The organism is uncultured Marinobacter sp. (assembly GCF_947488835.1).
Classification (GTDB): Bacteria; Pseudomonadota; Gammaproteobacteria; order Pseudomonadales; family Oleiphilaceae; genus Marinobacter.
In genome coordinates, this window is sequence record NZ_CANLBK010000001.1 from 203,260 (window position 1) to 227,889 (window position 24,630).

Annotated in this window: 23 protein-coding genes and 1 tRNA gene; 22 read left to right on the forward strand and 2 right to left on the reverse strand. The window is 53.2% G+C overall.

All coding sequences use genetic code 11. The features are described from left to right. Positions 1-4 precede the first annotated feature (4 nt). Positions 5-1,153: an organic solvent ABC transporter permease gene (locus Q0824_RS00955; protein WP_298446906.1), complete on the reverse strand. Its 1,149-nt coding sequence runs from the start codon at positions 1,151-1,153 to the stop codon at positions 5-7. A gap of 234 nt (positions 1,154-1,387) precedes the next feature. Between Q0824_RS00955 and Q0824_RS00960 the strand changes: the two genes are divergently transcribed. The 3 genes from Q0824_RS00960 to queF are packed head-to-tail and all read left to right on the forward strand — an operon-like array spanning position 1,388 to position 3,970. Then, complete coding sequence (locus tag Q0824_RS00960; RefSeq protein WP_298446907.1) at positions 1,388-2,338, forward strand: ABC transporter ATP-binding protein; 951 nt, start codon at positions 1,388-1,390, stop codon at positions 2,336-2,338. Next, entirely contained in the window at positions 2,335-3,108 is a 774-nt protein-coding gene (locus tag Q0824_RS00965) for an ABC transporter permease (protein ID WP_298446908.1), read from the forward strand. The genes Q0824_RS00960 and Q0824_RS00965 overlap by 4 nt, the downstream gene beginning before the upstream one ends. Positions 3,109-3,151: 43 nt before the next feature. Next, on the forward strand, positions 3,152-3,970 hold the full coding sequence (queF, locus tag Q0824_RS00970; protein ID WP_298446909.1) for an NADPH-dependent 7-cyano-7-deazaguanine reductase QueF: 819 nt from the start codon (positions 3,152-3,154) through the stop codon (positions 3,968-3,970). Here the strand turns inward: queF and Q0824_RS00975 are convergent, their stop codons facing one another. Then, positions 3,971-5,416: an adenylate/guanylate cyclase domain-containing protein gene (locus tag Q0824_RS00975; protein WP_298446910.1), complete on the reverse strand. Its 1,446-nt coding sequence runs from the start codon at positions 5,414-5,416 to the stop codon at positions 3,971-3,973. It abuts the gene before it with no gap. Between the two features lie 178 nt (positions 5,417-5,594). Here Q0824_RS00975 and Q0824_RS00980 point away from each other — a divergent pair, with 178 nt between their 5' ends. From Q0824_RS00980 to secF, 19 genes are all read left to right on the forward strand, one after another. Next, positions 5,595-6,158 carry a nitroreductase gene (locus Q0824_RS00980; RefSeq protein WP_298446911.1) on the forward strand — a complete coding sequence of 188 codons (564 nt, stop codon included), beginning with the start codon at positions 5,595-5,597 and terminating at the stop codon, positions 6,156-6,158. Positions 6,159-6,383: 225 nt separating this feature from the next. Beyond that, positions 6,384-6,782, forward strand: a complete 399-nt coding sequence (gene flgB / locus Q0824_RS00985) for a flagellar basal body rod protein FlgB (RefSeq protein ID WP_298446912.1) — start codon at positions 6,384-6,386, stop codon at positions 6,780-6,782. 34 nt (positions 6,783-6,816) lie between these two features. Further along, positions 6,817-7,266, forward strand: coding sequence for a flagellar basal body rod protein FlgC (gene flgC / locus Q0824_RS00990; protein WP_298446913.1), 450 nt, complete (start codon positions 6,817-6,819; stop codon positions 7,264-7,266). An 18-nt stretch (positions 7,267-7,284) separates the two neighbouring features. After that, complete coding sequence (locus Q0824_RS00995) at positions 7,285-7,962, forward strand: flagellar hook assembly protein FlgD (RefSeq protein ID WP_298446914.1); 678 nt, start codon at positions 7,285-7,287, stop codon at positions 7,960-7,962. Positions 7,963-7,988: 26 nt separating this feature from the next. Then, positions 7,989-9,929: a flagellar hook protein FlgE gene (locus Q0824_RS01000; protein WP_298446915.1), complete on the forward strand. Its 1,941-nt coding sequence runs from the start codon at positions 7,989-7,991 to the stop codon at positions 9,927-9,929. 88 nt (positions 9,930-10,017) lie between these two features. Beyond that, entirely contained in the window at positions 10,018-10,770 is a 753-nt protein-coding gene (locus tag Q0824_RS01005; RefSeq protein WP_298446916.1) for a flagellar basal body rod protein FlgF, read from the forward strand. An 81-nt stretch (positions 10,771-10,851) separates the two neighbouring features. Continuing rightward, positions 10,852-11,640, forward strand: coding sequence for a flagellar basal-body rod protein FlgG (gene flgG / locus Q0824_RS01010; protein ID WP_298446917.1), 789 nt, complete (start codon positions 10,852-10,854; stop codon positions 11,638-11,640). Positions 11,641-11,668: 28 nt separating this feature from the next. Beyond that, the gene (flgH, locus tag Q0824_RS01015) at positions 11,669-12,370 is read left to right on the forward strand and encodes a flagellar basal body L-ring protein FlgH (RefSeq protein WP_298446918.1); all 702 of its coding nucleotides are present in this window, start codon (positions 11,669-11,671) and stop codon (positions 12,368-12,370) included. Then, positions 12,367-13,464, forward strand: coding sequence for a flagellar basal body P-ring protein FlgI (locus tag Q0824_RS01020; RefSeq protein WP_298446919.1), 1,098 nt, complete (start codon positions 12,367-12,369; stop codon positions 13,462-13,464). Before flgH ends, Q0824_RS01020 begins: the two co-directional genes overlap by 4 nt. 8 nt (positions 13,465-13,472) lie before the next feature. Next, positions 13,473-14,456, forward strand: coding sequence for a flagellar assembly peptidoglycan hydrolase FlgJ (gene flgJ, locus Q0824_RS01025; protein WP_298446920.1), 984 nt, complete (start codon positions 13,473-13,475; stop codon positions 14,454-14,456). A 3-nt stretch (positions 14,457-14,459) separates the two neighbouring features. Further along, entirely contained in the window at positions 14,460-16,496 is a 2,037-nt protein-coding gene (flgK, locus tag Q0824_RS01030; protein WP_298446921.1) for a flagellar hook-associated protein FlgK, read from the forward strand. An 18-nt stretch (positions 16,497-16,514) separates the two neighbouring features. Continuing rightward, positions 16,515-17,753, forward strand: a complete 1,239-nt coding sequence (flgL, locus tag Q0824_RS01035) for a flagellar hook-associated protein FlgL (protein WP_298446922.1) — start codon at positions 16,515-16,517, stop codon at positions 17,751-17,753. An 83-nt stretch (positions 17,754-17,836) separates the two neighbouring features. After that, positions 17,837-17,923 (forward strand) — tRNA-Leu (locus tag Q0824_RS01040). Positions 17,924-18,189: 266 nt separating this feature from the next. Continuing rightward, positions 18,190-18,837: a hypothetical protein gene (locus tag Q0824_RS01045; RefSeq protein ID WP_298446923.1), complete on the forward strand. Its 648-nt coding sequence runs from the start codon at positions 18,190-18,192 to the stop codon at positions 18,835-18,837. A 222-nt stretch (positions 18,838-19,059) separates the two neighbouring features. Continuing rightward, on the forward strand, positions 19,060-20,172 hold the full coding sequence (gene queA / locus Q0824_RS01050) for a tRNA preQ1(34) S-adenosylmethionine ribosyltransferase-isomerase QueA (protein ID WP_298446924.1): 1,113 nt from the start codon (positions 19,060-19,062) through the stop codon (positions 20,170-20,172). Positions 20,173-20,186: 14 nt separating this feature from the next. Then, the gene (gene tgt / locus Q0824_RS01055) at positions 20,187-21,308 is read left to right on the forward strand and encodes a tRNA guanosine(34) transglycosylase Tgt (RefSeq protein WP_298449473.1); all 1,122 of its coding nucleotides are present in this window, start codon (positions 20,187-20,189) and stop codon (positions 21,306-21,308) included. Positions 21,309-21,337: 29 nt separating this feature from the next. Next, positions 21,338-21,703 carry a preprotein translocase subunit YajC gene (gene yajC, locus Q0824_RS01060; protein ID WP_298446925.1) on the forward strand — a complete coding sequence of 122 codons (366 nt, stop codon included), beginning with the start codon at positions 21,338-21,340 and terminating at the stop codon, positions 21,701-21,703. 94 nt (positions 21,704-21,797) lie between these two features. Beyond that, a complete protein-coding gene (gene secD, locus Q0824_RS01065) occupies positions 21,798-23,672 on the forward strand; it encodes a protein translocase subunit SecD (protein ID WP_298446926.1) in 1,875 nt (624 codons plus the stop codon). Next, positions 23,665-24,618 carry a protein translocase subunit SecF gene (gene secF / locus Q0824_RS01070; RefSeq protein WP_298446927.1) on the forward strand — a complete coding sequence of 318 codons (954 nt, stop codon included), beginning with the start codon at positions 23,665-23,667 and terminating at the stop codon, positions 24,616-24,618. The genes secD and secF overlap by 8 nt, the downstream gene beginning before the upstream one ends. The last annotated feature ends 12 nt before the right edge of the window (positions 24,619-24,630 follow it).

Sequence of the window (24,630 nt, forward strand, 5' to 3'; positions counted from 1 at the left end):
GTTTTCACGGTGTTATAACAACCCGCAGAGTCTTCCGCACCCATCTGTAAGTAGAATCGGGCAAGAAGCTGGTCACAATCTCGGACTCGCCACCGGCAGGTCCGCCTATAAAGTATTCCACATCGGCCGTTTGCCAACTAAAAGAATGCACACTCACATCTTGTGGTCGGGTTGTGATGGCTTCAAGGTCTGTAAGCTCAGCACTGCCACCAATACGACGTATTTCAAACCGTTTTATGCCGGTGTCGCTAGCCGGGTGCTTGGCTACGTGATTTTCCAGATAAAAGCGGTTTCCAATGGTGGTCGAAATGCTATCCAGCTCCCGGGTTAGATAGAGCCTGGCATCTTCAGAATCAACATCCTCCATGGAGCGAACAGAGTCGAGAATACGTTGTCTTTTGTTGCGCAGATCTTCTTTGTACTCAATGTTCGGGTCCCATAGATCTTCGTCTTCTGGCCGATCAGGGGCTTGGTCTATTTCGTCTTCAGTTGGGGGCGCCTGGCAAAGTTCATTATCTGGCGGGTAAAAACAGATGCTGGTCAGCAACTGGTTTGCGGGGGAAGGCGCCGCGCCGGTTGCATTAAACTCAGCCTCACTCACGCGGAAATCAATTGGGCTGGTGAGGTTGGGCAGGGCGGCGTTCATCTGCTGCAGTACGCGGTCGCGGATATCGATGCCATTGCCTTCCCGCAAATTTTCGGACCAATTGAGCGACAAAAGGAATCGGGTGAGGTTGGTCAAGGTTACGTTAGTAAGAAGCTGTTGTTCCGTAATCCTGTGAGTGCTGAGACCCTCAGCATCGACAGCGGGTGTTGTGAGTTGGCTGCGTACTTCCAGTAGAAACTCGAGTAGCGTGACCCATTCCTGCGCAGGTACGTCTTCTGCAAGAAGCAGATCGCCAACTTTGAGGCGGAGTGTTTCACCTGGGTAATACTGAAAATGGCCCTTGATGTCGGTTTTACCGGACTGGCTGCTGGTTTGATAACTTAACCCGCTAACGCCCAATGCGTTTATTGTCCCTGTGCTCGGGCCACCACCGTTATTGTTGCTGTCACTGCTCAGGCACCCGGAGAGTAGAGGCGCGACAATCAGCGCAGCTAGGAGCGCGCGGGGAGGAGTAAAAAGTGAGCGAGCAAGGTGAACGGCAGCCATGGTTCGTTGTACATTCCCTGAGGTTGGGCCGTGCCAACTGAGCAGTCGTGGACGGCCTTCTGTAAATTGTTGTAACCGGCATTATAGGGAGCCCAATCAGGGTATATCGGGATACCTGTCGCAGTTTGCAGATTTCGCGGAGCCTGAGTGGGTGTGCATCGGCCTTGAAAAAATGGGATAAGCCTCAATAAATGAGTGTTCCCTGAACACTGCCTATTTCAATCGGAACCTTTTATGACCAACGCTCTGGAAATCGAGGGGCTAACCAAAACCTACGGTAGTGGGTTTGAAGCACTCAAGGGAATTGACCTGAAGGTAACGCAGGGCGATTTCTTTGCGCTGCTGGGCCCCAACGGTGCCGGCAAATCAACCACGCTGGGTATTGTGTGCTCCCTGGTGACCAAAAGTGCGGGTAAGGTAAGCGTATTTGGTTACGACATAGATACCCATCTTTCCCAGGCAAAGCTCCATCTCGGGGTGGTGCCTCAGGAGTTCAATTTTAACCAGTTTGAGAAGGTGTTTGATATTGTCACCATTCAAGCGGGTTATTACGGAATTCCGTTAAAGAAAGCCGCGGTTTCTGCTGAAAAGTATCTGAAAAAGCTCGGTCTGTGGGATAAGCGGAACACACCAGCACGCATGCTGTCTGGTGGTATGAAGCGCAGGCTGATGATCGCCCGTGCCCTGGTGCACGAACCAAAACTGCTGATTCTTGATGAGCCCACCGCGGGTGTGGATATTGAATTGCGGCGTTCCATGTGGTCATTTCTTGAGGAAATGAACCGGCAGGGCACCACCATCATCCTTACGACCCATTACCTGGAAGAGGCGGAGGCCCTGTGCCGGAATATCGCCATTATTGATCATGGGCGTATCGTCCGGAATACCAGTAAGCGGGAACTGCTGCAGCAGCTCAGTCTGGAAACCTTTCTGCTTGATACCGAGAAGCCGTTGAGTAAAACGCCAGAGTTGGAAGGTTTTACCTGCCGGTTAGACAATGAGGGTGTTCTGGAAGTGGATGTCCACAAAGGGCAAGCATTAAACGATGTATTTGCGCAGTTGGAACAGCAGGGTATAAAAGTTATCAGTATGCGGACCAAAGCAAACAGGCTGGAAGAGTTGTTTATCCGCATGGTGGAATCCAGTGAACCTGCAGGCGAAGCCATCACGGAGGGCAGGGCATGAATGCTCAGGCACTGTTTACCGCTTACAGCACTATTGTACTGCGGGAAATTCGCCGGTTTACCCGTATCTGGCCCCAGACTCTGCTGCCACCTGCTGTCACCATGACGCTCTACTTTATTATATTTGGCAACCTGATCGGCTCCAGAATTGGTGAGATGGGCGGTTTCGACTATATGTCGTTTATCGTTCCGGGGCTTATCATGATGGCGGTTATTACCAGCTCCTACGCCAACGTAGTGTCGTCGTTTTTCTCCATGAAGTTTCAGCGCAGCGTTGAAGAACTGCTTGTTTCACCCGTGCCGAACTGGATCATATTGGCCGGTTATGTAACGGGAGGAATGGCGCGCGGGCTAGGAATTGGCGTGATTGTGACTCTTTTGTCGCTGGCGTTTACCCAGCTGAAAATCCACAGCCTGCCCATGGTTGTGGTAACGGTATTTCTGACATCTGCATTGTTCGCGGTGGGCGGCTTTATTAACGCGCTGTTGGCCACCAAGTTTGATGATGTCTCCATTGTGCCGACCTTTGTTCTGACGCCGTTAACCTACCTCGGCGGGGTGTTTTACAGCATCGATCTATTGCCGGATTTCTGGCAGGGCGTGTCTATGGCAAACCCGATCCTGTACATGGTTAACGGCTTCCGGTTTGGCATACTCGGCGTTTCTGATGTAAACCCGTTTGTGTCCCTGGGAATGATACTGGTGTTCATCGTTGTGCTTTCCTTTATCGCGCTCAAATTGCTGGCGCGGGGCAAGGGTATCAGGCATTGATGCCTTCACCCGATACTGACAACTGTTATTTTTAGGACGTTTTATGGCTCTTGATAATGCGCCGCTTGGCAAAACCAGTGACTACCCGGATCGATACGATCCAGCCCTGCTTTTCCCGGTAGCCCGGGATGAAAATCGCCGCCGAATCGGCCTCGAGGATGGGCGCTGGCCCTGGTTTGGGGGTGATTTGTGGCAGGCTTGGGAGATATCCTGGCTGCGGCCCGATGGCATTCCCCGGGTTGCCTGGGCAGAAATCCGGTTTCCGGCAGCATCTCCGTCTCTGGTTGAATCCAAGTCACTCAAGCTCTATTTAAACTCTCTGAATCAAACCGTGTTCTCATCCGATGAACAGGTTGAGGAGATCGTTACTGCGGATCTCTCCAGTGTGTGTGGAGCTGCAGTGAATGTTCGCCTTTTGAGTGTTGATGAGTCTGACACGGCTACCGGGCGTCCATCGGGATACGAATTGATTGATAACGAAACGGTTGAGGATGTGGTGTATGACTATGCGCCGGAGTCACTTGCGGCATCCGGGCCTGTGGTTTCAGAGAAGCTGTGCTCACACCTGTTGAAGAGTAATTGCCCCGTAACCGGGCAGCCGGATTGGGGCACGGTGTTGATCAGCTATACCGGCTCAGCCATCGATAGAGCAGGGTTGTTGCGGTACATCGTGAGTTTTCGGCAGAAGCAGGACTTCCACGAGCATTGTGTGGAAACCTTGTTCACGGATTTGTTGAGTCGTTGCAAGCCCGAGAGCCTGACAGTTTGCGCCCGCTATACCCGCCGGGGTGGCTTGGATATCAACCCTTGGCGCAGCACTCAGCCGGAAGAGCAGGTTGGCCCCAGGCTGATTCGCCAGTAATCAGTCCCGGGCGCTGTCTTCTTCATGCCGCAGTCGCTCGGCGGCATCTTCCAGGGCACTGAGGATACTCTGCCGTTCTTTGCCGGTGATTTTTTCAGAATCCAGGTACATGGCAAAGCCGCTGTGCTCATGCTCCATAAAGCTGCGGTTTGGCCCCATGTCCCTGCGGAAATCTACCACTTCATAGATGGGTACGGGGCGGCCGAAGCCTTTCACCGTGATTTCGCCCTTGTCTCGGCACATGATCCGATCCTTGATCAGTGAGAAGGTCTCGTAGGAAACGAGAATTTCCCCCGGCTCTGCGAGAGATTCCAGCCGGCTGGCAAGGTTAACTTCCTTGCCGATAATGGTGTAGTCCATGCGGTTTTCAGCGCCAAAGTTGCCAACGGTTGTGTAGCCGGTGCTGATGCCCATGCGGATTTCGAGGGGAGATTTAATGCCCTGGCTGCGCCACTTCTGCCGCATGATCTTCATGTGCTTGCGCATATCAATAGCCATGGATACGCAGGCAAAGGCGTCTTCCCGCTGGCCACGGCTGGTGGGGTCGCCAAAGAAGATCATGATGGAATCGCCCACGAACTTGTCGATAGTGCCACCATACCGGAGGGCTACTTCAGACATTCCGTTGAAATAGTGGTTGAGCAATTCGGTAAGGGCCTCTGGCTCCATCTCTTCCGACAGTTCAGTAAAGCCTTTTATGTCGGAGAAAAATACAGCGAGCTTTTTGCGCTGGGTTTCAAGGCGAACATCTCTTTCCCCGGTAAAGATGGATTGCCATACCTGGGGTGAGAGGTATTTGGACAGCTTGTGGGAGAGTGCTATGGACTGCTCGCGCTGGTTTTGAATCTGGGTTTTTGCCAGCATGAGCGCCCGCGCCTGTTGATGCGAGTAAAACGCAGTCACACAGATGTAAAAGCCAGCTGCGAGTATGGAGAACAGGCTTGTGAATAAAGGTGACTGGAACGAATCTGCGGGTCCCACCAAGGCCAAAAAGGCCAAAGCGGAGATGAACATATACACGCAGCCAATAAGCCACTGTCGAATCCCGCCAATGATCAGCGCGCTGAACATCACCATAAGCCCGGCACAAGCGGATGGAATGGCAATCAACCCGATACATCCCATGAAACTGCCGCCGATCAAGGAGTCGACCATCAGCATTTTTTGCCGAATGCGGGAAGAGTTTTTCAAAAACGTACGACGGCTTAACAGGTGCGCAATGTGCGGCCACATCAAGGCGCCGGCAACCAGCCACAAATGCCATGTTTGGAACACTTCCTCCCAAACGCCCACAGTAATAATGATGGCTGTGGCCGTATACGCCAGCACTCGCCCGCTGTAGTCGGGCATCGGGGGAATCACTACCGGTCTGTTCTGAGCATCGGATGCCAGAGATTTCCCCAAGCTATTACTGGCGTTGCGCAGATCTGCCGGAGCACTCATCATGTATGCTGATCACTCATGGTGCTGGAACCATTCAAATTTATTTGTAGTTTGTAAGGCACGTTTGAGAGTAAAGATTGGAAGTACGACTAAAGGTTAGCAGTATTACGTATAACCCACAATTCGCTGGCACGGTTTGAATGCTAACGGGCCAGTGTTCTGTTATTGGAAAATTATCGATATGAGTTCAGTCACTGACTTTTTGCTCAACAGGGCATCTGAGCCACGGCTGGAAGCGCCAGCTCCTGATGCCGCAACACTTGACCGGGCCTTTGCTTGTGCAGCCCGGGCACCAGACCATGCATTATTGCGCCCGTGGCGTTATCTGGTGATTGAGGGTGAGGGTCTGGATGCCCTGGGTGAGGTGCTTGCGGTGGGCTACTCCGATTTAAGGGGTAAGACCGACGAAAAAAAGCTCGACATCATACGCAATAAGGCGCGTCGCTCCCCCATGATCATTGTTGGAATTGCATCCCCTAAGCCCCATCCGAAAGTTCCGGAGGTTGAACAGATACTCTCGGCGGGCGCCAGCATGAGCTATCTTGGGCTTGCCCTTCAGGATGCCGGCTATGGGGTTATGTGGCGCACCGGTGAACTGGTTTACAACCGCTTGGTTCTGGAAGGGCTTGGCCTTGAACAGGGAGAATCCATAATCGGTTTTCTCTATACAGGTACCGTGTCGTCGAACAAGCCCGCAGTTCCAAGGCCTGAGCTGTCGGAATTTGTTGCCCGTTGGCCGGCGTAACAACAGGTCTGCTTCCCCTGGCGATTCAGCGGGGGAAGCCGCTTGCCGCTTTCATCAGACTTTGCCGCTTCTTTATCTGCATCATTATTCCCCACAGCTCTGTAATCCCCTAAAACACCCGAATTCAGCGTACTTCCGAAATCTGGCATCAGCATTGCTTTAGTTCTGCCATAGAACGAAACCGGCAAAGCCAAACATTGCTGGTGACAGTATTTCGGAGGTTGTATGGCAATCACTTTTGATAGAGCTCTTGGCATTCACCAGCATGCGCTGCACGCCCGGGTTCAGCGTGCGGAAATTCTGGCGAACAATCTTGCCAACGCCGATACGCCGGGCTTCAAGGCTCGGGATGTGGACTTTCAGGCAATGATGCAGAAGGCCCAGGACAGCATGGGCGGCATTAGCATGGAGAAAACCCACGCAGGCCATATGGATACCTCAGCAGGTGGCGGCGTTTCAGATGTGCTGTATCGGGAGCCAGACCAGCCTTCGGTAGATGGCAATACGGTGGATGCACAGGCAGAACAGACCCGGTTCATGCGCAATGCGATGGATTACCAGGCGAGCTTCCAGTTTTTGAACAGTAAATTTACCGGCCTGACCAAAGCCCTGAAAGGCGAGTAATCCGCGGTTCCACGATTTGTGAAGGAGAGTCACCATGTCCCTGGGCAACATATTTGATATCGCCGGTTCCGGCATGACAGCGCAATCGTTGAGGTTGAATACCACCGCCTCAAACATCGCTAACGCCGAGACAGCGAGTTCCAGCACCGACACGACCTATCGTGCGCGCAAGCCGGTGTTCTCAGCCATTCAGCAGTCGATGATGAATCCAGGCCAGCAGGGATTCGGGGTTCAGGCAGGAGAGGGTGCGGGTGCGGGCGTTCGTGTGGAGGGCATCGTTGAGAGCGATGCCGAGCTGCAGATGCGTTACGAGCCACATCACCCGGCTGCCAATGAAGATGGCTATGTGTACTACCCCAACGTGAACGTGGTGGAAGAAATGGCAGACATGATGTCTTCCTCAAGAAGCTTTCAAATGAACGTGGACATTATGAACACGGCGAAATCCATGATGCAGCGCATCCTGACACTTGGTCAGCAGTAACGGGGCGGGGATTGAATCATGAGTGCAGTTAACGCAACACAAGCCTCAGATGTACTGGCGAACTACAGGAGCCAGCCACAGAGCGGCGCCAGCGGCAAAGGCGAACTCGGCAAAAATGAGTTCATGGAGCTTATGCTGGCACAGCTAAAAAACCAGAACCCGTTAGAGCCCCAGGACAACGGCGAGTTTATTTCCCAGTTGGCTCAGTTCAGCTCGCTGGAAGAAATGCAGAAACTGTCGGGCACTGTTGAAGACGTGGTAGGTCAGTTCCGCTCCACGCAGGCGCTGCAAGCCTCTGCAATGGTTGGCAAGACAGTTCTGGCGCCTTCGGAAGTCGGTATTCTTGGTGCGGAAGGTGAAATCTCCGGCAACATTCAGGTACCGGCCTCCACCGGCGGCGTGCGCTTGTCGATCCAGAGCCCCAATGGCGAACTGGTGCGGCAGATTGATCTTGGCAGCAGCTCTGCCGGGGTCAAAGCGTTCAGCTGGGACGGCAAGGATGGCAACGGCAATAGTTTGCCGCCCGGGCCTTATCGAATTGTGGCTGAAGCCTCTTATCCGCAGGGTAGCGTGCAGCTTCCGACTCTGGTCAGTGCAAACGTGGACAGCGTGTCACTTGGGCAAAATGGGTCAGTTACTTTAAACCTGGCAGGCATGGGTTCTATTGCCCTGTCAGATGTACAACAAATCAATTAATACCGGTGTCAGACCAGGGGTGAATTATGGCTTTTAATACGGGGCTCAGTGGCCTGCGGGCTGCAGCGGTAGATCTGGATGTGACGGGCAATAACATTGCCAACGCCAGCACAGTAGGGTTTAAAGGGAGCAGGGTTCAGTTTGGCGACCTGTATGCCAGCGGCTTTCTGAGCGGCGGCTCCAACCCGATTGGCGACGGCGTAAATGTTCAGGACGTAAAGCAGTCGTTTGGTCAGGGCAATATCAGTTTTACAGACAATGGCCTGGATATGGCTATTAGTGGCGATGGCTTCTTTATTCTGAATAGTGGTGGCGAAACCCGCTACTCTCGTGCCGGGCAATTCACCATCGACAAAGACGGCTTTGTGGTAAATAGCCAGTCGATGCGGGTACAGGGCTACACTGCTGATGATGATGGTAACCTCTCGGGTATCCGGGGCAATCTTGAAATTGCCACGGATAACCTGGCGCCGCGCCGTACCACCAATTTACGCTCGGATCTGAACCTGGACTCTCGCCAGTCTGTGCTGGAATCCAGAGTACGGGATGTGGTGCCCTTGTCATACAATGACATTAATACTGAGTCTTTCGATGTAACCTATACCGATGGCACTCCTGCCTATTCCGTGGATTTGAGTTCGTTGCCAACGGCACGTGCGATGGCCGACCAAATAGCCAGTGCGCCGGGTCTTAGCGCTTCCGCGACAACAACGGCACGCATTCAGCATCCAACCACGCCTGCACCGGCGGGCTCGGAACTTAACGACGCCTATATTTCGACGGCTCAAGCTCAAGTCCCAAGCAGTTTCTCATTCAATCTCAGTGTTAACAATGCGCCGATTCCTATAGATATCAGTTCTGTAAACTCGCTGGTTGACCTTCGGGATGCTATTAACAGATCGAGTGATAGCGCAATCTCCGCCACCATTGACAGTACTACTGGTGTGTTGAATGTTGTTCATAATCAGGGTGAGAATCTTCAATTCAGTTATGGCAATGGAAATCCGGGCCAATCCATAGATCCAACCTCGCCTGTAACGGTCTTTGGTGATGTGAATGCCATAGGCGACCGAACCATTTTGGGTCTTAATTCAACAGGCGGAACAAGCAACTTTGTTGACAGTTATGGGACGTCTCCTATCCGCATAACCAATGAGTTCAACCCGCAGGATCAGCGAACCTATAACCACGCCACATCGACCTCGGTTTTTGACAGCTTGGGGAACTCCCACGAGCTGACGCAATTCTTTGTTAAAGAGCCAGCCCCAGGAAACGGTGTGGGCGTGAGTGAGTGGTCTGTGTACCTGCAGATTGATGGTGAAATGGTAGCGGGCACAGACATTACCCCCTACACGGCACGATTTGATCAAGACGGTGTGCTGCAATCCATTAACGGCGATACCAGTGGTGAAATTCTGATCACTGACTGGGTTCCGAAAGATAGCCAAGGCCTGCCAAACGGCGCCGATGGCCCTCCGGCTGCTGGCGCACTTGTGGTCACTCCCATTCCGGAGCCGCCTACTTCGTCCGCCTTTGTGTTGAGCCTTGGGGAAACCACCCAGTACGGTGCCGCCTTTGGCGTGGACGATCAGCGCCAAAATGGCTACACCACTGGGCGGTTGTCAGGCCTGGATGTGTCCAAGCAGGGTGTTTTGTTCGCCCGCTACACCAATGGTCAATCCAAAGCCCTGGGTCAGGTGGCCCTTGCCAGCTTTAACAACACCGATGGCTTGTCGCCCGTGGGCGATACCAGCTGGGTTGAAACCTTCGAGTCGGGCCAGCCAATTATTGGCCAACCTGATACGGGCACATTAGGTGGCATCAAAGCCAGTTCGGTGGAGGAATCCAACGTGGATCTTTCTGCGGAACTGGTCAACCTGATCATTGCGCAGCGCAACTATCAGGCGAACGCGAAAACCATTGAGACCTCCGATGCGGTCACCCAGACCATCATTAACCTCCGCTAAACCGGCTTTGATATGAACATGGCATGACTCCTGCAGGAATGACTGTAAGAACACTGAAAACAGTCAAAATTCCGGCAGGAGTTTTCCCATGGACAAAGCACTCTATCTTGGTATGTCTGGCGCGAAGCAGAATATGCTTTCCCAGCGTGCCCATGCCAACAACCTGGCAAACGTAAACACTACAGGCTTCAAGAAGGACTTTGCTCAGGCCCGTAGCATGCCCGTGTTCGGTGGGCATCATCCTACCCGTGCTTACGCCATGGCTGAACGCCCCGGTACAGATCTTTCGGCGGGTGCACTGATGCAAACCGGCCGGAAAATGGACGTAGCCATAGAAGGCGAGGGCTGGCTTGCCATTCAGAACAACCTCGGCGAGGAAGTTTTTACCCGGTCTGGCAGCTTGCAGATTGATGTGAACGGCCTGGTGCGCCTGGGTACTGGCGAGATGGTTCTCGGTAACGGCGGCCCGGTGGCTCTACCCCCCTTTGATAACGTACAGGTCGGTGCTGATGGCACTGTGTCTATTGTTCCCGTGGGTGGCCCGCCAGATCAGTTGGTGGAAGTGGACCGACTAAAATTGGTCAACCCGCCGCCAGAAGCGCTTGAGAAAGGCCTGGATGGTTTTATCCGCCGCAAACCTGGCGAGGGAATTGATGGCGAAGAACCCACCGATGCGAACTTGCGCGTGGCCTCAGGCTTCCTCGAAAGCTCCAATGTGAATGCCGTAGAAGAAATGATTTCCAACCTTCAGCTCTCACGCCAATACGAGATGCAGGTGAAGGTAATGCGTACGGCAAACGAGAATTCCGAAGCAGCGGCACGACTGTTGCAGAACCTTTGATAGCGATTGAAAACAACGCCCGTCTGGCCAGGAAGCGGCAAATCTTAGCCGCAGGCCGGGCACCGGCAAGGAGTAATGACTATGCATCCAGCTCTTTGGGTTAGTAAAACGGGGCTCAGCGCCCAGGACACCAACATGTCCACCATCTCGAACAACCTGGCCAACGTGAACACCACGGGCTTCAAGCGAGATCGGGCGGTATTTCAGGATTTGCTGTATCAGATCAACCGGCAGCCTGGCGGCATGAACACGCAGAACTCTGAGCTGCCTTCGGGTTTGCAGCTGGGTACGGGTGTGCGAGTTGTCGGCACAGCAAAGCAGTTTAGCCAGGGCAACCTGCAGATCACTGAACAGCCTTTGGATTTGGCTGTTAACGGCCGTGGGTTCATGCAGATTGAACTGCCGGATGGCCAAACCGCTTATACACGGGATGGCCAGTTTCAGCTCAACGCAGATGGCGATGTGGTTACGCCGGAGGGCTATGCACTTCAGCCCAATATCAACGTGCCTGAAAACGCCACAAAAGTGACCATCGGCAAAGATGGCACTGTTTCGGCGATCACTGATGATCAGGCTGCGCCGGTGAACCTCGGGCAGATCACTCTGGTGAACTTCATCAACCCTCAGGGCTTGCAGGCTATTGGCAACAACCTGTTCAAGGAAACCAACTCCAGCGGTGACCCTGCTGAGGGTGAGCCTGGCTTGGCCGGGCTGGGCTCATTGGAGCAGGGAATGATTGAGTCGTCCAACGTGGAAGTGGTTGAGGAGTTGGTGAACATGATTACCACCCAGCGTGCTTATGAGATGAACTCAAAAGTTGTTTCAACTACCGATCAGATGCTCCAGTTCATTACCAATAATATTGGCTAATAGACTGAAAGAAGTGAGGAGTGTGCTCATGAAACCGACTACATCAATCTGGATAGCTAAACCGGTAGGCAGCGTTGCTCTGGTATGGCTGCTGATCCTGCTGCAAGGATGTACGGCCATGAGCCGGCCCAGAGCCGAGCCGGATGATCCCGCATACGCACCTGTGCGCGCCAATGCAATGATGCAGCGTGATCCGGAATCAGGCGCGATTTTCCAGAGCTCCCGCAACTACAATTTTTACGGCGATACAGTGGCTTTGAATGTGGGCGATGTACTAACGGTTACGCTCAAGGAGTCTACTCGCGCCAGCAAAAATGCTGAAACCAAGATCAATAAGGACAGTGATATTTCACTGATAGAGCCCACTATTCTGGGCAGGAATGATTTTGGCATCGCAACGTCCATCAAGAATGAAAGAGACTTTAACGGTAAAGCCGAAGCAGACCAGAGCAATAGCCTGGCGGGCAGTATTACAGTGACCGTTATAGAAGTGTTGCCCAACGGCGTATTGAAAGTGCGTGGCGAGAAGTGGATCTCGCTGACCAACGGCGATGAGTATGTGCGTCTGACAGGCCTGGTGCGCCCACAAGATATTGACCCGGGCAACATTGTTGCTTCCAGCCGTATAGCCGATGCGCGCATTGCCTACGGTGGCACCGGCGATTTCGACCAGGCGAATCAGATGGGCTGGCTGGCCCGGTTCTTCAACAGTGAGTGGTGGCCCCTATGACGTTACGCCGGTGCGTAGTTCTCTCACTGATGCTTGCGGTAATGGCCGCACCCGTAATGGCCGACCGCCTGAAGGACCTCGCGCGCATCAAAGGTGTGCGTAACAACCAGCTTGTGGGTTACGGCCTGGTGGTTGGTCTGGATGGTACGGGTGATAAAGCACCTTTCACCAACCAGACGTTTCGAAACATGATGAACCAGTTCGGCATTACTCTGCCTGATGGTGTGAACCCGAACCTGGCCAACGTGGCTGCGGTTACGGTGAGTGCCACTTTACCGCCATTTGCAAAAATGGGTCAGGAAATGGATATAACCGTTTCGTCGATTGGAAACGCCGACAGTTTGCGCGGCGGAACCTTGCTGATGGCCCCCCTGAAAGGCGCAGACGGTAATGTTTATGCCATGGCACAGGGTAGCCTTGTGGTGGGCGGGTTCGGTGCTCAGGGACAGGATGGTTCGCGTATTACAGTGAACGTGCCCAGTGTTGGCCGGATTCCCAATGGTGCGACCATTGAGCGTGAAATTGCCTCGCCGTTCACCCGCGGTGACACGATTACCTTCAACCTGATGCGTCCGGACTTCACTACGGCGCGCCGGGTGGTAGAGGTGGTTAACGAATTCCTTGGCCCTGATATGGCCTATGCCCATGATGCAACAGCCATCTCGGTTCGTGCACCACGGGACCCTTCCCAGCGTGTGAGTTTTCTGTCCATTCTCGAAAATCTGGAAGTGGAGCCTGCAGAGGATGCAGCAAAAGTTGTCATAAACAGCCGCACGGGCACCATTGTTGTTGGGCAGAACGTGAAAGTCAGCCCCGCGGCCGTCACCCACGGCAACCTGACGGTGACCATTCAGGAGAACCCCGCCATTCAGCAGCCCCTGCCGTTCTCAGGCGGCACCACTGCGACCGAGCTGGACAGCCAGATTGCCATCACAGAAGACCCGGCCCGCATGTTCAAGTTTGGGCCAGCGGTTACGCTCAACGAAATTGTTCAGGCTGTAAACCAGGTAGGTGCGGCACCGGGGGATGTTATGGCCGTGCTGGAAGCTCTCAAACAGGCTGGCGCACTGCGCGCTGAGCTTATTGTTATCTAGGTGATGTGATGCAGGATTATCAGCTTCAACAGGCCAGGGTATACACAGATTTCAGCGGGCTGAACGCACTGAAGCACAGCGCCGGGGATGACAAACAGGCTGCGCTGGAAGAAGTGGCGCGCCAGTTTGAGAGTATTTTCCTGTCTGAAATGCTGAAATCCATGCGCAAAGCCGGAGATGTGTTTGCTGAGGGCAACTACCTGAACAGCAATCAGTCTGAAATGTATCGGGACATGTTCGATAGCCAGCTGAGCCTGTCCATGGCAGGCGGGCAGGGCACCGGGCTTGCGGATGCTCTTGTACGTCAGCTCGGCAAAAACATTCCGGGAATGGATGAGCAGGGTAGCCCCTTGGCCTCCCACAAGAAGGTGTTGACGGACTATGAGCGCAGCCTGCCGGTGATTTCACCGCGATTGCCTGAGCGGGTTGATGAAGTGGCAGAAGTAGCGCAGCAATCCAATGCCAAGCCTGCTGTTCAAACCATCACGCTGCCCGAAACGTTTGAATCGCCCGAACATTTTGTAAGCACATTGCTGCCGGTGGCAGAAACCATTGCTGCCGATACGGGCATCAGCCCCAAGCTGATGGTTGCGCAAGCGGCGCTGGAAACTGGTTGGGGCCGGCACATGATTCGTGGTGACGGAAATCAGCCGAGTTTCAATCTTTTTGGTATCAAGGCGGACAGCCGTTGGCAGGGTGATTCGGTGACGATTACAACCACAGAGTTCCGTGAGGGTGTGCCCATGAAAGAGCGAGCGGACTTCCGCGCTTACCCGGATTACGAATCCAGCTTCCGTGATTATGTGGCATTTCTGGAATCGAACCCTCGCTATCGTGATGTGTTGGCCAGCGCCGATCAGCCCGATGTGTTTGCCAGAAAGCTGCAGGAAGCCGGGTACGCCACGGATCCGCAGTATGGGGATAAGATCAATCGGATTATGAACCGGGATTCTCTGATGACACTTTCAATGGGCAATGGAGCCGGGGAGTAAATTATGGCGGGACTGATTGGTATTGGCCTGACCGGTATTCTTGGTCATCAGAGTGCCTTGAACACTACGGGCAACAACATCACCAACGCGAATACGCCTGGCTACAGTCGGCAGGAAGTGGTGTTCGAAACTCAGCAGGGGAACCGAACCGGCGCCGGAACCATCGGCACGGGTGTCAGCGTTATAGACATTCGCAGGCTGGCAAATGAGTTCCTTGTGCAGCAGGTTCGGGAAGACAGTACCCTGACAGGCGAGCAGCAAACGTTGAATTCCGAACTGCGCCGGCTCGACAACTTGCTGGGTGGCGAGACCACGGGGCTGAACAATGCCCTGAATAACTTTTTTGCGAGCCTGCAGAACGCGGCAGAAGACTCAGCCTCCCTGCCACAGCGCCAGCTTGTGTTGAGCGAAGCCAAGCAGGTGGTTAACCGGTTTCAATCGCTGAGCCAGGAGTTCATTCAGCAGCGGGAATCTGTAAAAACACAAATGCAGCAGGGTGTTAAAGACGCCAATACCTTGTTGAAAAGCATTGCCGATCTTAACTTGGCGATCTCGGAATCCCCGGGGTTGGCCCAAGGCAGAATGCCAAATGAGTTGCTGGATCAGCGTGATGAAAAACTGCGCCAGCTCTCTGAGTTGGTCAATATCCGGGTAACCGAAACAGAGGGCAGCCAGGTTAACGTTTCTCTATCCAACGGGCTGTCCCTTGTGGTTGGAAATAACGCGGCTCAGCTCGGTACCCGGAATAACGCGGAAGATCTGACCCGCCTGGAATTCACACTTAGTACCGGTGGTCGCACTCTTAATATTGATGAGCAGATCACCGGTGGAAAGCTTGGTGGTTTAAGACGCTTTGATGATGAGGCGCTTAAACCCGCGTTTGATGAACTGGGCCGGATCGCCATCGGGCTTGCGGCCAGTGTGAACCATCAGCACGAAATCGGGATGGACCTTGAGGGGGATCTCGGTGGACTGTTTTTCAACGACATTAATGATCTGGCTGTTCAAAGAAGCCGTGTAGTGGCCAACGCGAACAATCAGTTGCCGAAAGATGGGCAGTTGGCGGTTGAGATTACTGACAGCACAAAGCTACCTGCGGGTAGCTGGATACTGCAGTTTAGTGGTGACGGCAGCAGTTTTGAGCTTATCGACAAGGCCAGCGGGGAAGTTGTTAATCAGGGCCGGCTGCCAAATCCCGTGCAGTCGGAAATTTCCATGCCCGGCTTTAATATTCGTATTGAAGGTGGCACCTTCAACGCGGGTGACAAGTACCTGATTCAACCGAGCCGAAACGCTGCCGAGTCCATGGGCTTGCAGGTAAGTCGGGAAGAAGACCTGGCATTTGCCAGCCCAATACGGGCGACGTCTGGCGATCAGAATGTCGGAACTGCGAAAATTGATCAGGGCACCATGCTCGATGTGCGTAATCCTTTTACGGGTTCGCTGTTGCCAGGATTCCAAACGACGGGCGAACTGGCGAATGGTCCGCTGACAATCACGTTTGATGTGCCAGACCCTAACAACCCGAATGCCATGACCTACACGGTTTCCGGAACGTCAGGGTTCGTGAGCACAACCACCGCGTTCAACCGTGGCGACAACATAACGTTGTTCAGTGATGACCCTGCCGCAGGTGCTGCCTATCAGGGCTTTCAGTTCAAGGTGACGGGTAAGCCTGCGGACGGCGATACCTTCGAGATTGATTTCAACAGCAACGGCGTGTCAGACAACCGCAACGCTGAACGACTGGCTGCGCTCGGTACAGCCAATACGCTGAACGGCAAAAGCCAAAGCTTCACCGAAGGCTACGCCGGTTTAGTTGAGGATATTGGTGTAAAAACCCGCCAGAGCCAGTTTGATCTTTCAGCGGGCAAGACACTGCTCGAGCAGTCCACTGCTCAGCGCGAGTCGGTTTCAGGGGTCAACCTTGATGAGGAAGCCGGCAGGCTCATTCAGTACCAGGCCGCTTACAACGCTTCGGCGCAGGTAATATCGGTGGCCCAGGATTTGTTCAATACGCTGTTGCAGACGTTCCGGTAACAGACGAGGTGATGTGACATGATCAGAATTTCATCACAACAGGTGTTCTCAAGCGGTATCAACCGGTTGCAGGAGTTGAACAGTAACCTGAACAACACGCAACAACAGATATCTACGGGTAAACGGGTGAACAAGCCCTCGGATGATCCGGTGGCTGCGGCTCGCATTCTCAAGCTGGATCAGGAGCTGACCCGGGTTAAAACCTACGAGCGCAACGTGAACCTTGCGGATAACCGGCTCAAGCAGGAAGAAAATACGCTCACAAGCGCGATCGACGTAATACAACGGATCCGCGAGTTGACGGTGCAGGCAGGTAACGGGGCTCTGTCCCCCAATGATCGCAAGTCGATTTCTTCCGAAATGAAGGAGCGGCTAGGGCAGCTTGCCAACATCGGCAATACCCGGGATTCCTCAGGTGAGTATATTTTCAGTGGGTTCCAGGGGTCGGTGCAGGCGTTTCAGAAAAATGCCGAAGGCAAGTACGAATACCATGGCGATGAAGGGCAGCGGGTTCTTGAAATAGATGACGGTGTGACTGTACCGATCAGTGACAACGGCAAGGGTATATTTGTCAATGTGCCAGCGGCAGTGACTGGGCAGTTTGATGGTCCAGCCCCTGCGGGAGAATCTATTTCAGGCGTTAAGGTAGTTAACGAAGCCGATTTGGTTGCTGCGTTTCCGAACGGATTCCCCAATGATATAACGCTTCAGGTCGATAACAGCGTGCCGCCACAGGTGTTAGCTTTCGACGACAGCACCACTCCACCACGCCCCCTGCCTGTTAGTCCGGCGGATTATGAGGATGGAGGTGTGTTTGTTGTTGCCGGGATCGAGGCAAGTATTGCCGGAGCAACTCCAGGTTCGCCTGATACGTTCACACTGAAGGTAGGTGAGAAACAATCCGTTTTCGGTACCATCGAAAACCTGATTGCCGGCCTGGATGCGATCAATAAAGGCACTCCGGAAGGTCAAGCCGAATATGACGATTTGATCGCGCAGTCTCTGGTGAATCTCGATAATGCTCAGGAAAGCTTTATTCTCAAGCAGACAGAGCTCGGCGGTCGAATGAATGCAATTGAGTCTACCAAGAGCTTTCTTGCAGACTCCTCTGTGTACACCAATGAGATTCGCTCACAACTGCAAGATGTGGATTATGCAGAGGCAATCAGTAACCTGAGCTTCCAGAGCTTTGTGTTGCAGGCAGCCCAGCAGTCGTTTGCCCAGGTTTCCCAGCTGTCGTTATTTGACCGGCTGTAAAATGTTTAGCCTGTGAGGAAAACTTGCAGGCTCAGTGTCTTGCTTTCGCGATCAGGCTAAGTATAATTCCCCCACTCTTCGTTGGCGGCGTGGTGGAATTGGTAGACACGACGGATTCAAAATCCGTTGCTAGAAATAGTGTGGCGGTTCGAGTCCGCCCGCCGCTACCAAAATCTTACGAAGGTTTTTGGTTAAAAAGAGAAACACAAAACCAGCTTCAAGGCTGGTTTTTTTGTGCCTGTCTGTTTCCCGGGGATTGGGGGGGGAAGGGGCGGGAAGCATTCCTACTCAGTTCACTAAATTGAGAATTTCGTGGGCGATTGATAGGTCGCCTGGGACCTGCTGAACTATAATGTTCTTGATTTGCGTCCGAAGTCTCGAGCAACCGAATAAGAAAAGGTCTGGCTATGGCCTTCAAAGAATCAAGAGGAAGAGTATGAAAGGAACTACGGCGATGATGAAATATGCCTGCTTTTTTATTGCTGCACTTCTGGTCGGGTGCGCCGGCCCCGGTACGAAGGTTGAACGCATTGACGCAGTCTCAGAGGTTGATAAAGACTATAAACGCGTCATGGTGTTTGCAGTAACGGAAAAAGAGCATAACCGCTCGATGATTGAAGCCGAGCTTGTTGCGGAACTGAACGCGCATAATTTCAAAGCCAGTCCGTTTCCTGTGTCTAACTCTGATATCCCCTGGGGTGACCCCACCAGGCTGCAGCAGCTCGTTGCTGAGGATGCCCGAAATGGAGCATACGACGGTGTGATGGTGGTTTCGCTTGTGAGTAAGCAGCGCGAATCACGATACGTGCCAGAACAGGTAAACTATCAGCCCATTGTTACATCAGTTGGGCCGCTCGCTGCATCTACCTATATGCAGACAACAGTTGTACCGGCTGAATACGAAGAAACAACCACCTATGCATTGAAATCGACACTGTTTGATACCGACTCCGCCAAGCCTGTTTGGCAGCTGTATTCCAGCACCGTTGACCCGAAGACCATAGATGCTGCTGCCAAAGACTTCGGGGCAGTTATTGTTAAGGCACTTGAAAAGACCTTGCCCCACGTAAAGAAGGGTCCGTAAGGGCATTCAGGCCTGAGTGGTTACGGTGAGCTGCGGCGTGGTATGCGCGCGCTGTGTGGTTGTAACCAGGCTGGTGTGCGTGCGATACTATGCCGCCTCCGTAAGTGGGTGAATCCAACTAAATCAGCCACTTACGGAAATTAGCCAGCAGCGATCCGGAATTGGCATCTGCCGCTACCCCAATCAAGTCGCAGTAATGCGGCGCCTTGAATAGTCTGGTCCATGAACGTCTCCGATTTTCACTTTGATCTCCCGGATGATCTCATCGCCCGGTACCCTCTCAGGGAGCGTAGCGCTTCCCGTATGCTCTGTCTTGACGGTATTACCGGCGACACGACACACCGCTCTTTTACCGATCTTCCGGATTTACTCCAGCCAGGCGACCTGCTTGTTTTTAATAACACCCGGGTTATCCCTGCCCGGCTGTTCGGAAAAAAGGAAACCGGTGGCCAGGTTGAAGTGTTGGTTGAACGTGTCACTGGTGAGCATGATCTTGTTGCCCATGTTCGTGCCTCCAAGGCATTGAAAGAAGGCCAAAAGGTGATCCTTGAGGATGGCAGTGCACTGCGCATGACGGGGCGAAGCGATGCCTTGTTCCATCTTGAAAGTGAGGCAAGTGAGCCGGTGTTGGAGCTGCTTGAGCGCATCGGGCATATGCCGCTGCCGCCTTATGTTGATCGTCCCGATGAATCAACTGACCGCGAGCGCTATCAAACCGTTTACGCGAAAGAGTCTGGAGCGGTTGCCGCGCCGACAGCGGGTTTGCATTTTGATTCGACAATTTTGGATGTTTTAAAGACCAGGGGTGTTGAAAGTACGTTTGTTACCCTACATGTAGGGGCGGGCACGTTTCAGCCGGTGCGGGTTGATCATATCGATGAGCACGTTATGCACAGTGAAATAGTGCATGTGTCCCAAGAGGCAGTGGATGCGGTTAATCGCACCCGGGCAAGGGGAGGGCGAGTGATCGCCGTTGGTACTACATCTGTGCGATCCCTTGAATCTGCTAGCCGGAGCGGTCGTTTGGAAGCCTTCCAGGGTGAAACCAATATCTTTATATACCCCGGCTACCGATTTCAGACCGTAGATGCACTGGTCACTAACTTTCACCTGCCTGAATCCACACTGATTATGCTCGTCAGTGCGTTCGCAGGGTATGGGCATGTAATGCAGGCATATAAGGAAGCGATTGCCGAAAAGTATCGGTTTTTCAGTTACGGCGACGCCATGTTCATTACCGGGCAGGAGCCGAGCAGGGGTATGCTACGGGGCGCGCCCGATGAGCATGCACATGCGGGCAGCCCATCATCATTCAATTCCGGAGATAAAGCGTGAGCCAGTCCTGTTTTATGACATTCGAAAAGCTGGCGGAAGATGGCCTGGCCCGTCGCGGTCGGCTGAGCTTTCCCCGTGGAACCGTTGAAACACCGGCATTTATGCCCGTAGGCACCTACGGCACGGTAAAGGGAATGTTGCCCCGGGATATCCACGAAACCGGTGCAGAAATTATTCTCGGCAATACGTTTCACCTGATGTTGCGCCCTGGTACGGAAGTGATAAAGGCCCACGGTGACCTCCATGATTTTACTCAGTGGAAGGGGCCGATCCTCACGGATTCGGGTGGTTTTCAGGTGTTCAGCCTGGGGGAGATGCGAAAAATCACTGAAGAGAAGGTGACGTTTCGTTCTCCGGTAGATGGATCTCCAGTCGAGTTGTCGCCAGAAATTGCGATTCAGGTCCAGCGCGATTTGGGCTCTGATATCGTCATGATTTTTGACGAGTGCACGCCTTACCCGGCGACAGAAAAGCAGGCAAAAGAATCCATGGAGCTTTCACTACGTTGGGCAAAGCGTAGCAAGGACGCTCATGGAGACAGTTCTTCAGCGCTGTTTGGCATTGTTCAGGGCGGAATGTATGAATCGCTGCGCGATCGTTCTCTCGAAGGGCTGACGGATATAGGCTTTGATGGCTACGCCATTGGTGGTCTTTCCGTTGGTGAGCCCAAAGAGGATATGATCCGCATACTCGACCACCTGCCACCCAGGATGCCGGCTGATAAGCCCAGGTATCTGATGGGAGTTGGGCGGCCGGAAGATCTCGTGGAAGGGGTGCGCCGTGGCGTCGACATGTTTGATTGTGTGATGCCCACAAGGAATGCCCGCAATGGCTACTTGTTCACGTCCACCGGAATCGTAAAGATCCGAAACGCCAAGAATCGCCATGATACGGGCCCTTTGGATGATCGTTGCGACTGTTATACCTGCAAGAATTTTTCTAGAAGTTACCTGCATCATCTGGATAAGTGTGGGGAAATGCTGGGCTCCCAGCTGAACACAATCCACAATCTGCGCTACTACCAGAACCTCATGGCTGGATTGCGCGGGGCCATTGAAGCAGGTACATTGTCGAGCTTTATAAATGACTTCTATGCTCTGCGCGGCGAGACAGTGCCAGCCATGGGTAGTGAGTAAATCCTTTTCTTAATCAACGGAGAGTTTTGATGAAATCAGTCAAGTTGTTTTTGGCCGGCCTGATCGCAATGATGCCTGCACTGGCTATGGCTCAGGCGGCTCCTGCCGCTGGTGGTATGGGTGTTATGGGTCAGGTTATCTTTTTCGCCGGTTTTATCCTTATTTTCTACTTTTTGATCTGGCGCCCACAGTCCAAGCGTGCCAAAGAGCACAAGTCACTTATGTCTGGCTTGAACAAGGGTGATGAAGTGATTACCTCTGGCGGCATTGCTGGAAAGATCACCAAAGTAGCTGACGACTTCATCGTTGTTGAGATTGCTGACAATGTTGAAGTAAAGGTACAAAAAGTAGCTGTAGCTGCCGCACTGCCTAAAGGTACGCTCAAAGATATCTGAGCAAGGACTCTCTGGCCGGCCCTGATACCCGCCGGCCTGAACCTTTCTGGCTGAAACACCAAGGCCGGCTTTTGGGCCGGCTACAAGGGATCCCATGCTGAACAAGTACCCGCTTTGGAAAAACCTGATTATCCTGGTCGCGGTCGTGATCGGGTTTATCTACGCTTTACCCAACCTGTTTCCCGATGATTACGCTGTACAGATCACCGGTGCCCGTAGTAGCACCGAAGTGAACTCCGCTGTTCTCGAACGAGCCGTTAAAGCGCTGGAATCGGATGGCATTGAGGTTAAAAGCAGCACGCTTGAGGATCGGGATGCCCTTATACGGTTAACCAGTTCCGATGATCAGTTGCGTGCCCGCCCTGCCGTTCAGGCAGCTCTTGGCAGAGATTATCTCGTTGCATTGAACATGGCACCGTCTACGCCAGCCTGGCTCAAGAGTCTGGGTGCGGGGCCAATGAAGCTTGGCCTTGATCTGCGTGGCGGCGTCCACTTTTTGCTTGAAGTGGATATGGATACTGCCGTTGGTCAGAGGCTGGAAGCAGTTTCTGGTCAGATCAAGCGCGAACTCCGCGAAGAACGCATCCGCTACCGCGGAGGCGATGTTAAAGGTACTCGCGATATCATTTTGAGCTTCCGCGATGAAGCGTCGCGTACCGAAGCCTTTAACCTCATCAAGCGTCAGTACAATGAGTTTCTTTTGGATGAAAAGACTGTCGGCGATGAGTTTCAGATTGTCCTTACGCTTTCCGAAGCAGAAGTAAGTGCCATTCGAAAGTATGCCCTCGAGCAAAACCTGACCACTATTCGCAATCGAGTGAACGAGCTGGGCGTTGCAGAGCCTTTGGTTCAACAGCAGGGCGCAGACCGGATTATTGTTGAGCTTCCGGGTGTTCAGGATACCGCTCAGGCAAAACGGGTACTTGGAGCCACGGCGAACCTGGAATTCCGTATGGAGGCGCGGCAGGATGCACCTGCCAGTGAAACCGAGCAGTTCAGTTTCCGGAATGAGCGCCAGCGTACTGCTCGTTTGGAGCGGGACACAATCGCTACCGGTAACAACGTTGCAAACGCGCAGCAGGCCTTTGATGAGAATGGTCAGCCACAAGTTAGCATTACGATGGACTCGATCGGGGGCGATCTGATGAATCGCGCTACGCGGAATGCAATAGGGCGGCGCATGGCTGTTCTGTTTATCGAATTCCGCACGGAAACCGAAACCAGAATGGTTGATGGTGAGCCTGTTGAAGTCGACAAGCGGGTCGTTGAGAAAGGCATTATCAGCCTCGCGACTGTTCAATCTGCTTTAGGTAGCAGCTTCCGCATCACCGGGCTGGATTCGATACCTGAAGCGTCCGAGCTTGCGCTGCTGTTGCGTGCAGGTGCTTTGGCGGCGCCTATGTACTTTGTTCAGGAGCGCACTATTGGACCTAGCCTGGGTCAGAAGAACATTGATGCCGGCATGATGTCGGTGGCTCTGGGCTTCATTCTTGTGTTGCTGTACATGCTGGTCTACTACCGTGGGTTTGGCGTTGTGGCGAATATCGCTCTGACCATCAACCTGATGCTGCTGATAGCGTGTATGTCCATCCTTTCCGCGACGCTAACGCTGCCTGGTATTGCCGGTATCGTTCTGACTGTGGGTATGGCGGTCGATGCTAACGTTCTGATATTCGAACGTATAAAAGAAGAGCTTAAATCGGGTGTGTCGCCGCAGCTTGCTATAAACGCGGGCTACTCTCGTGCTTTTGTGTCGATCTTTGATGCGAACATTACCACTTTACTTGTGGCCATTATCCTTTTCGCAATGGGCTCAGGCCCGGTAAAAGGGTTCGCGGTGACACTGTGTATCGGGATTTTGACGTCCATGTTCTCAGGACTGATGGTCAGCCGCAGTATCGTCAATATGGTTTATGGCGGCCGCAGGGTCGAGAAACTGTCGATCGGAGGAAAGCTCGCCAATGTCTGATGATCAGAAGCAAAAGTTCGATTTTATGGGGTTTCGGAAAATTGCTTCCGTAATCTCCATTACTTTGGTGGTCGCGTCTATCGTGTTGCTTGGAGTCCGCGGCCTCAACTTCGGCATGGATTTTACCGGCGGTACGTCGGTGGAACTGGAATACGCACAAGCGCCGCAACTGGATGAGGTGCGCTCAACCCTTACAGAGGCTGGCTACGATCAATTTGTTGTACAGAACTTCGGTGCGGATACGATTGTTCTTGTGCGCCTCAATGAATCGGGTAACGACCAGTTGGCTCCAGAGATTGTCAGCGTTTTGACCAAAAACGGTGGCGACCTGAAGCTGATAGGTTCCGAATTTGTAGGGTCGCAAGTGGGCGACGAGCTTAAAGAGAACAGCGGCCTTGCGCTTCTCATCGCGCTTGCGGTGGTGCTCATTTATGTGGGCATGCGGTTCCAGTTCAAGTTTGGTATTGCGTCGGTAGTGCCATTGGGTCACGACGTTATTATCGTTCTTGGAATCTTCGCGCTGTTTCAGTGGACGTTTGACCTTACGGTTCTTGCAGCTCTGCTGGCGATTATCGGCTACTCGCTGAACGACACCATCGTTGTGGCTGACCGTATTCGGGAGAATTTCCGGAAAATGCGGGTGGGAGAATCCTGGGATATCATCAACGAGTCTATTCATCAGACCATTGCCCGTACCATAAACACCTCTGGTACTACGTTGGTGGTTCTTCTGGCTCTGTATTTCTTCGGAGGCGAAGCCATTAACAAGTTTGCGTTGGCATTGATTATTGGTGTGGTGGTGGGTACCTACTCATCTATCTATGTCTCTGCCAACTTGCTGATGGTAATGGGTGTTTCTCGCGAGGATCTTATGGTGCCTGCTAAAGAGGGCACTGGGGAAGGTGATGAAGAGGAACAGCCACCGGAATGGCTTGACCGTATGTAATCCAGGTCCCGG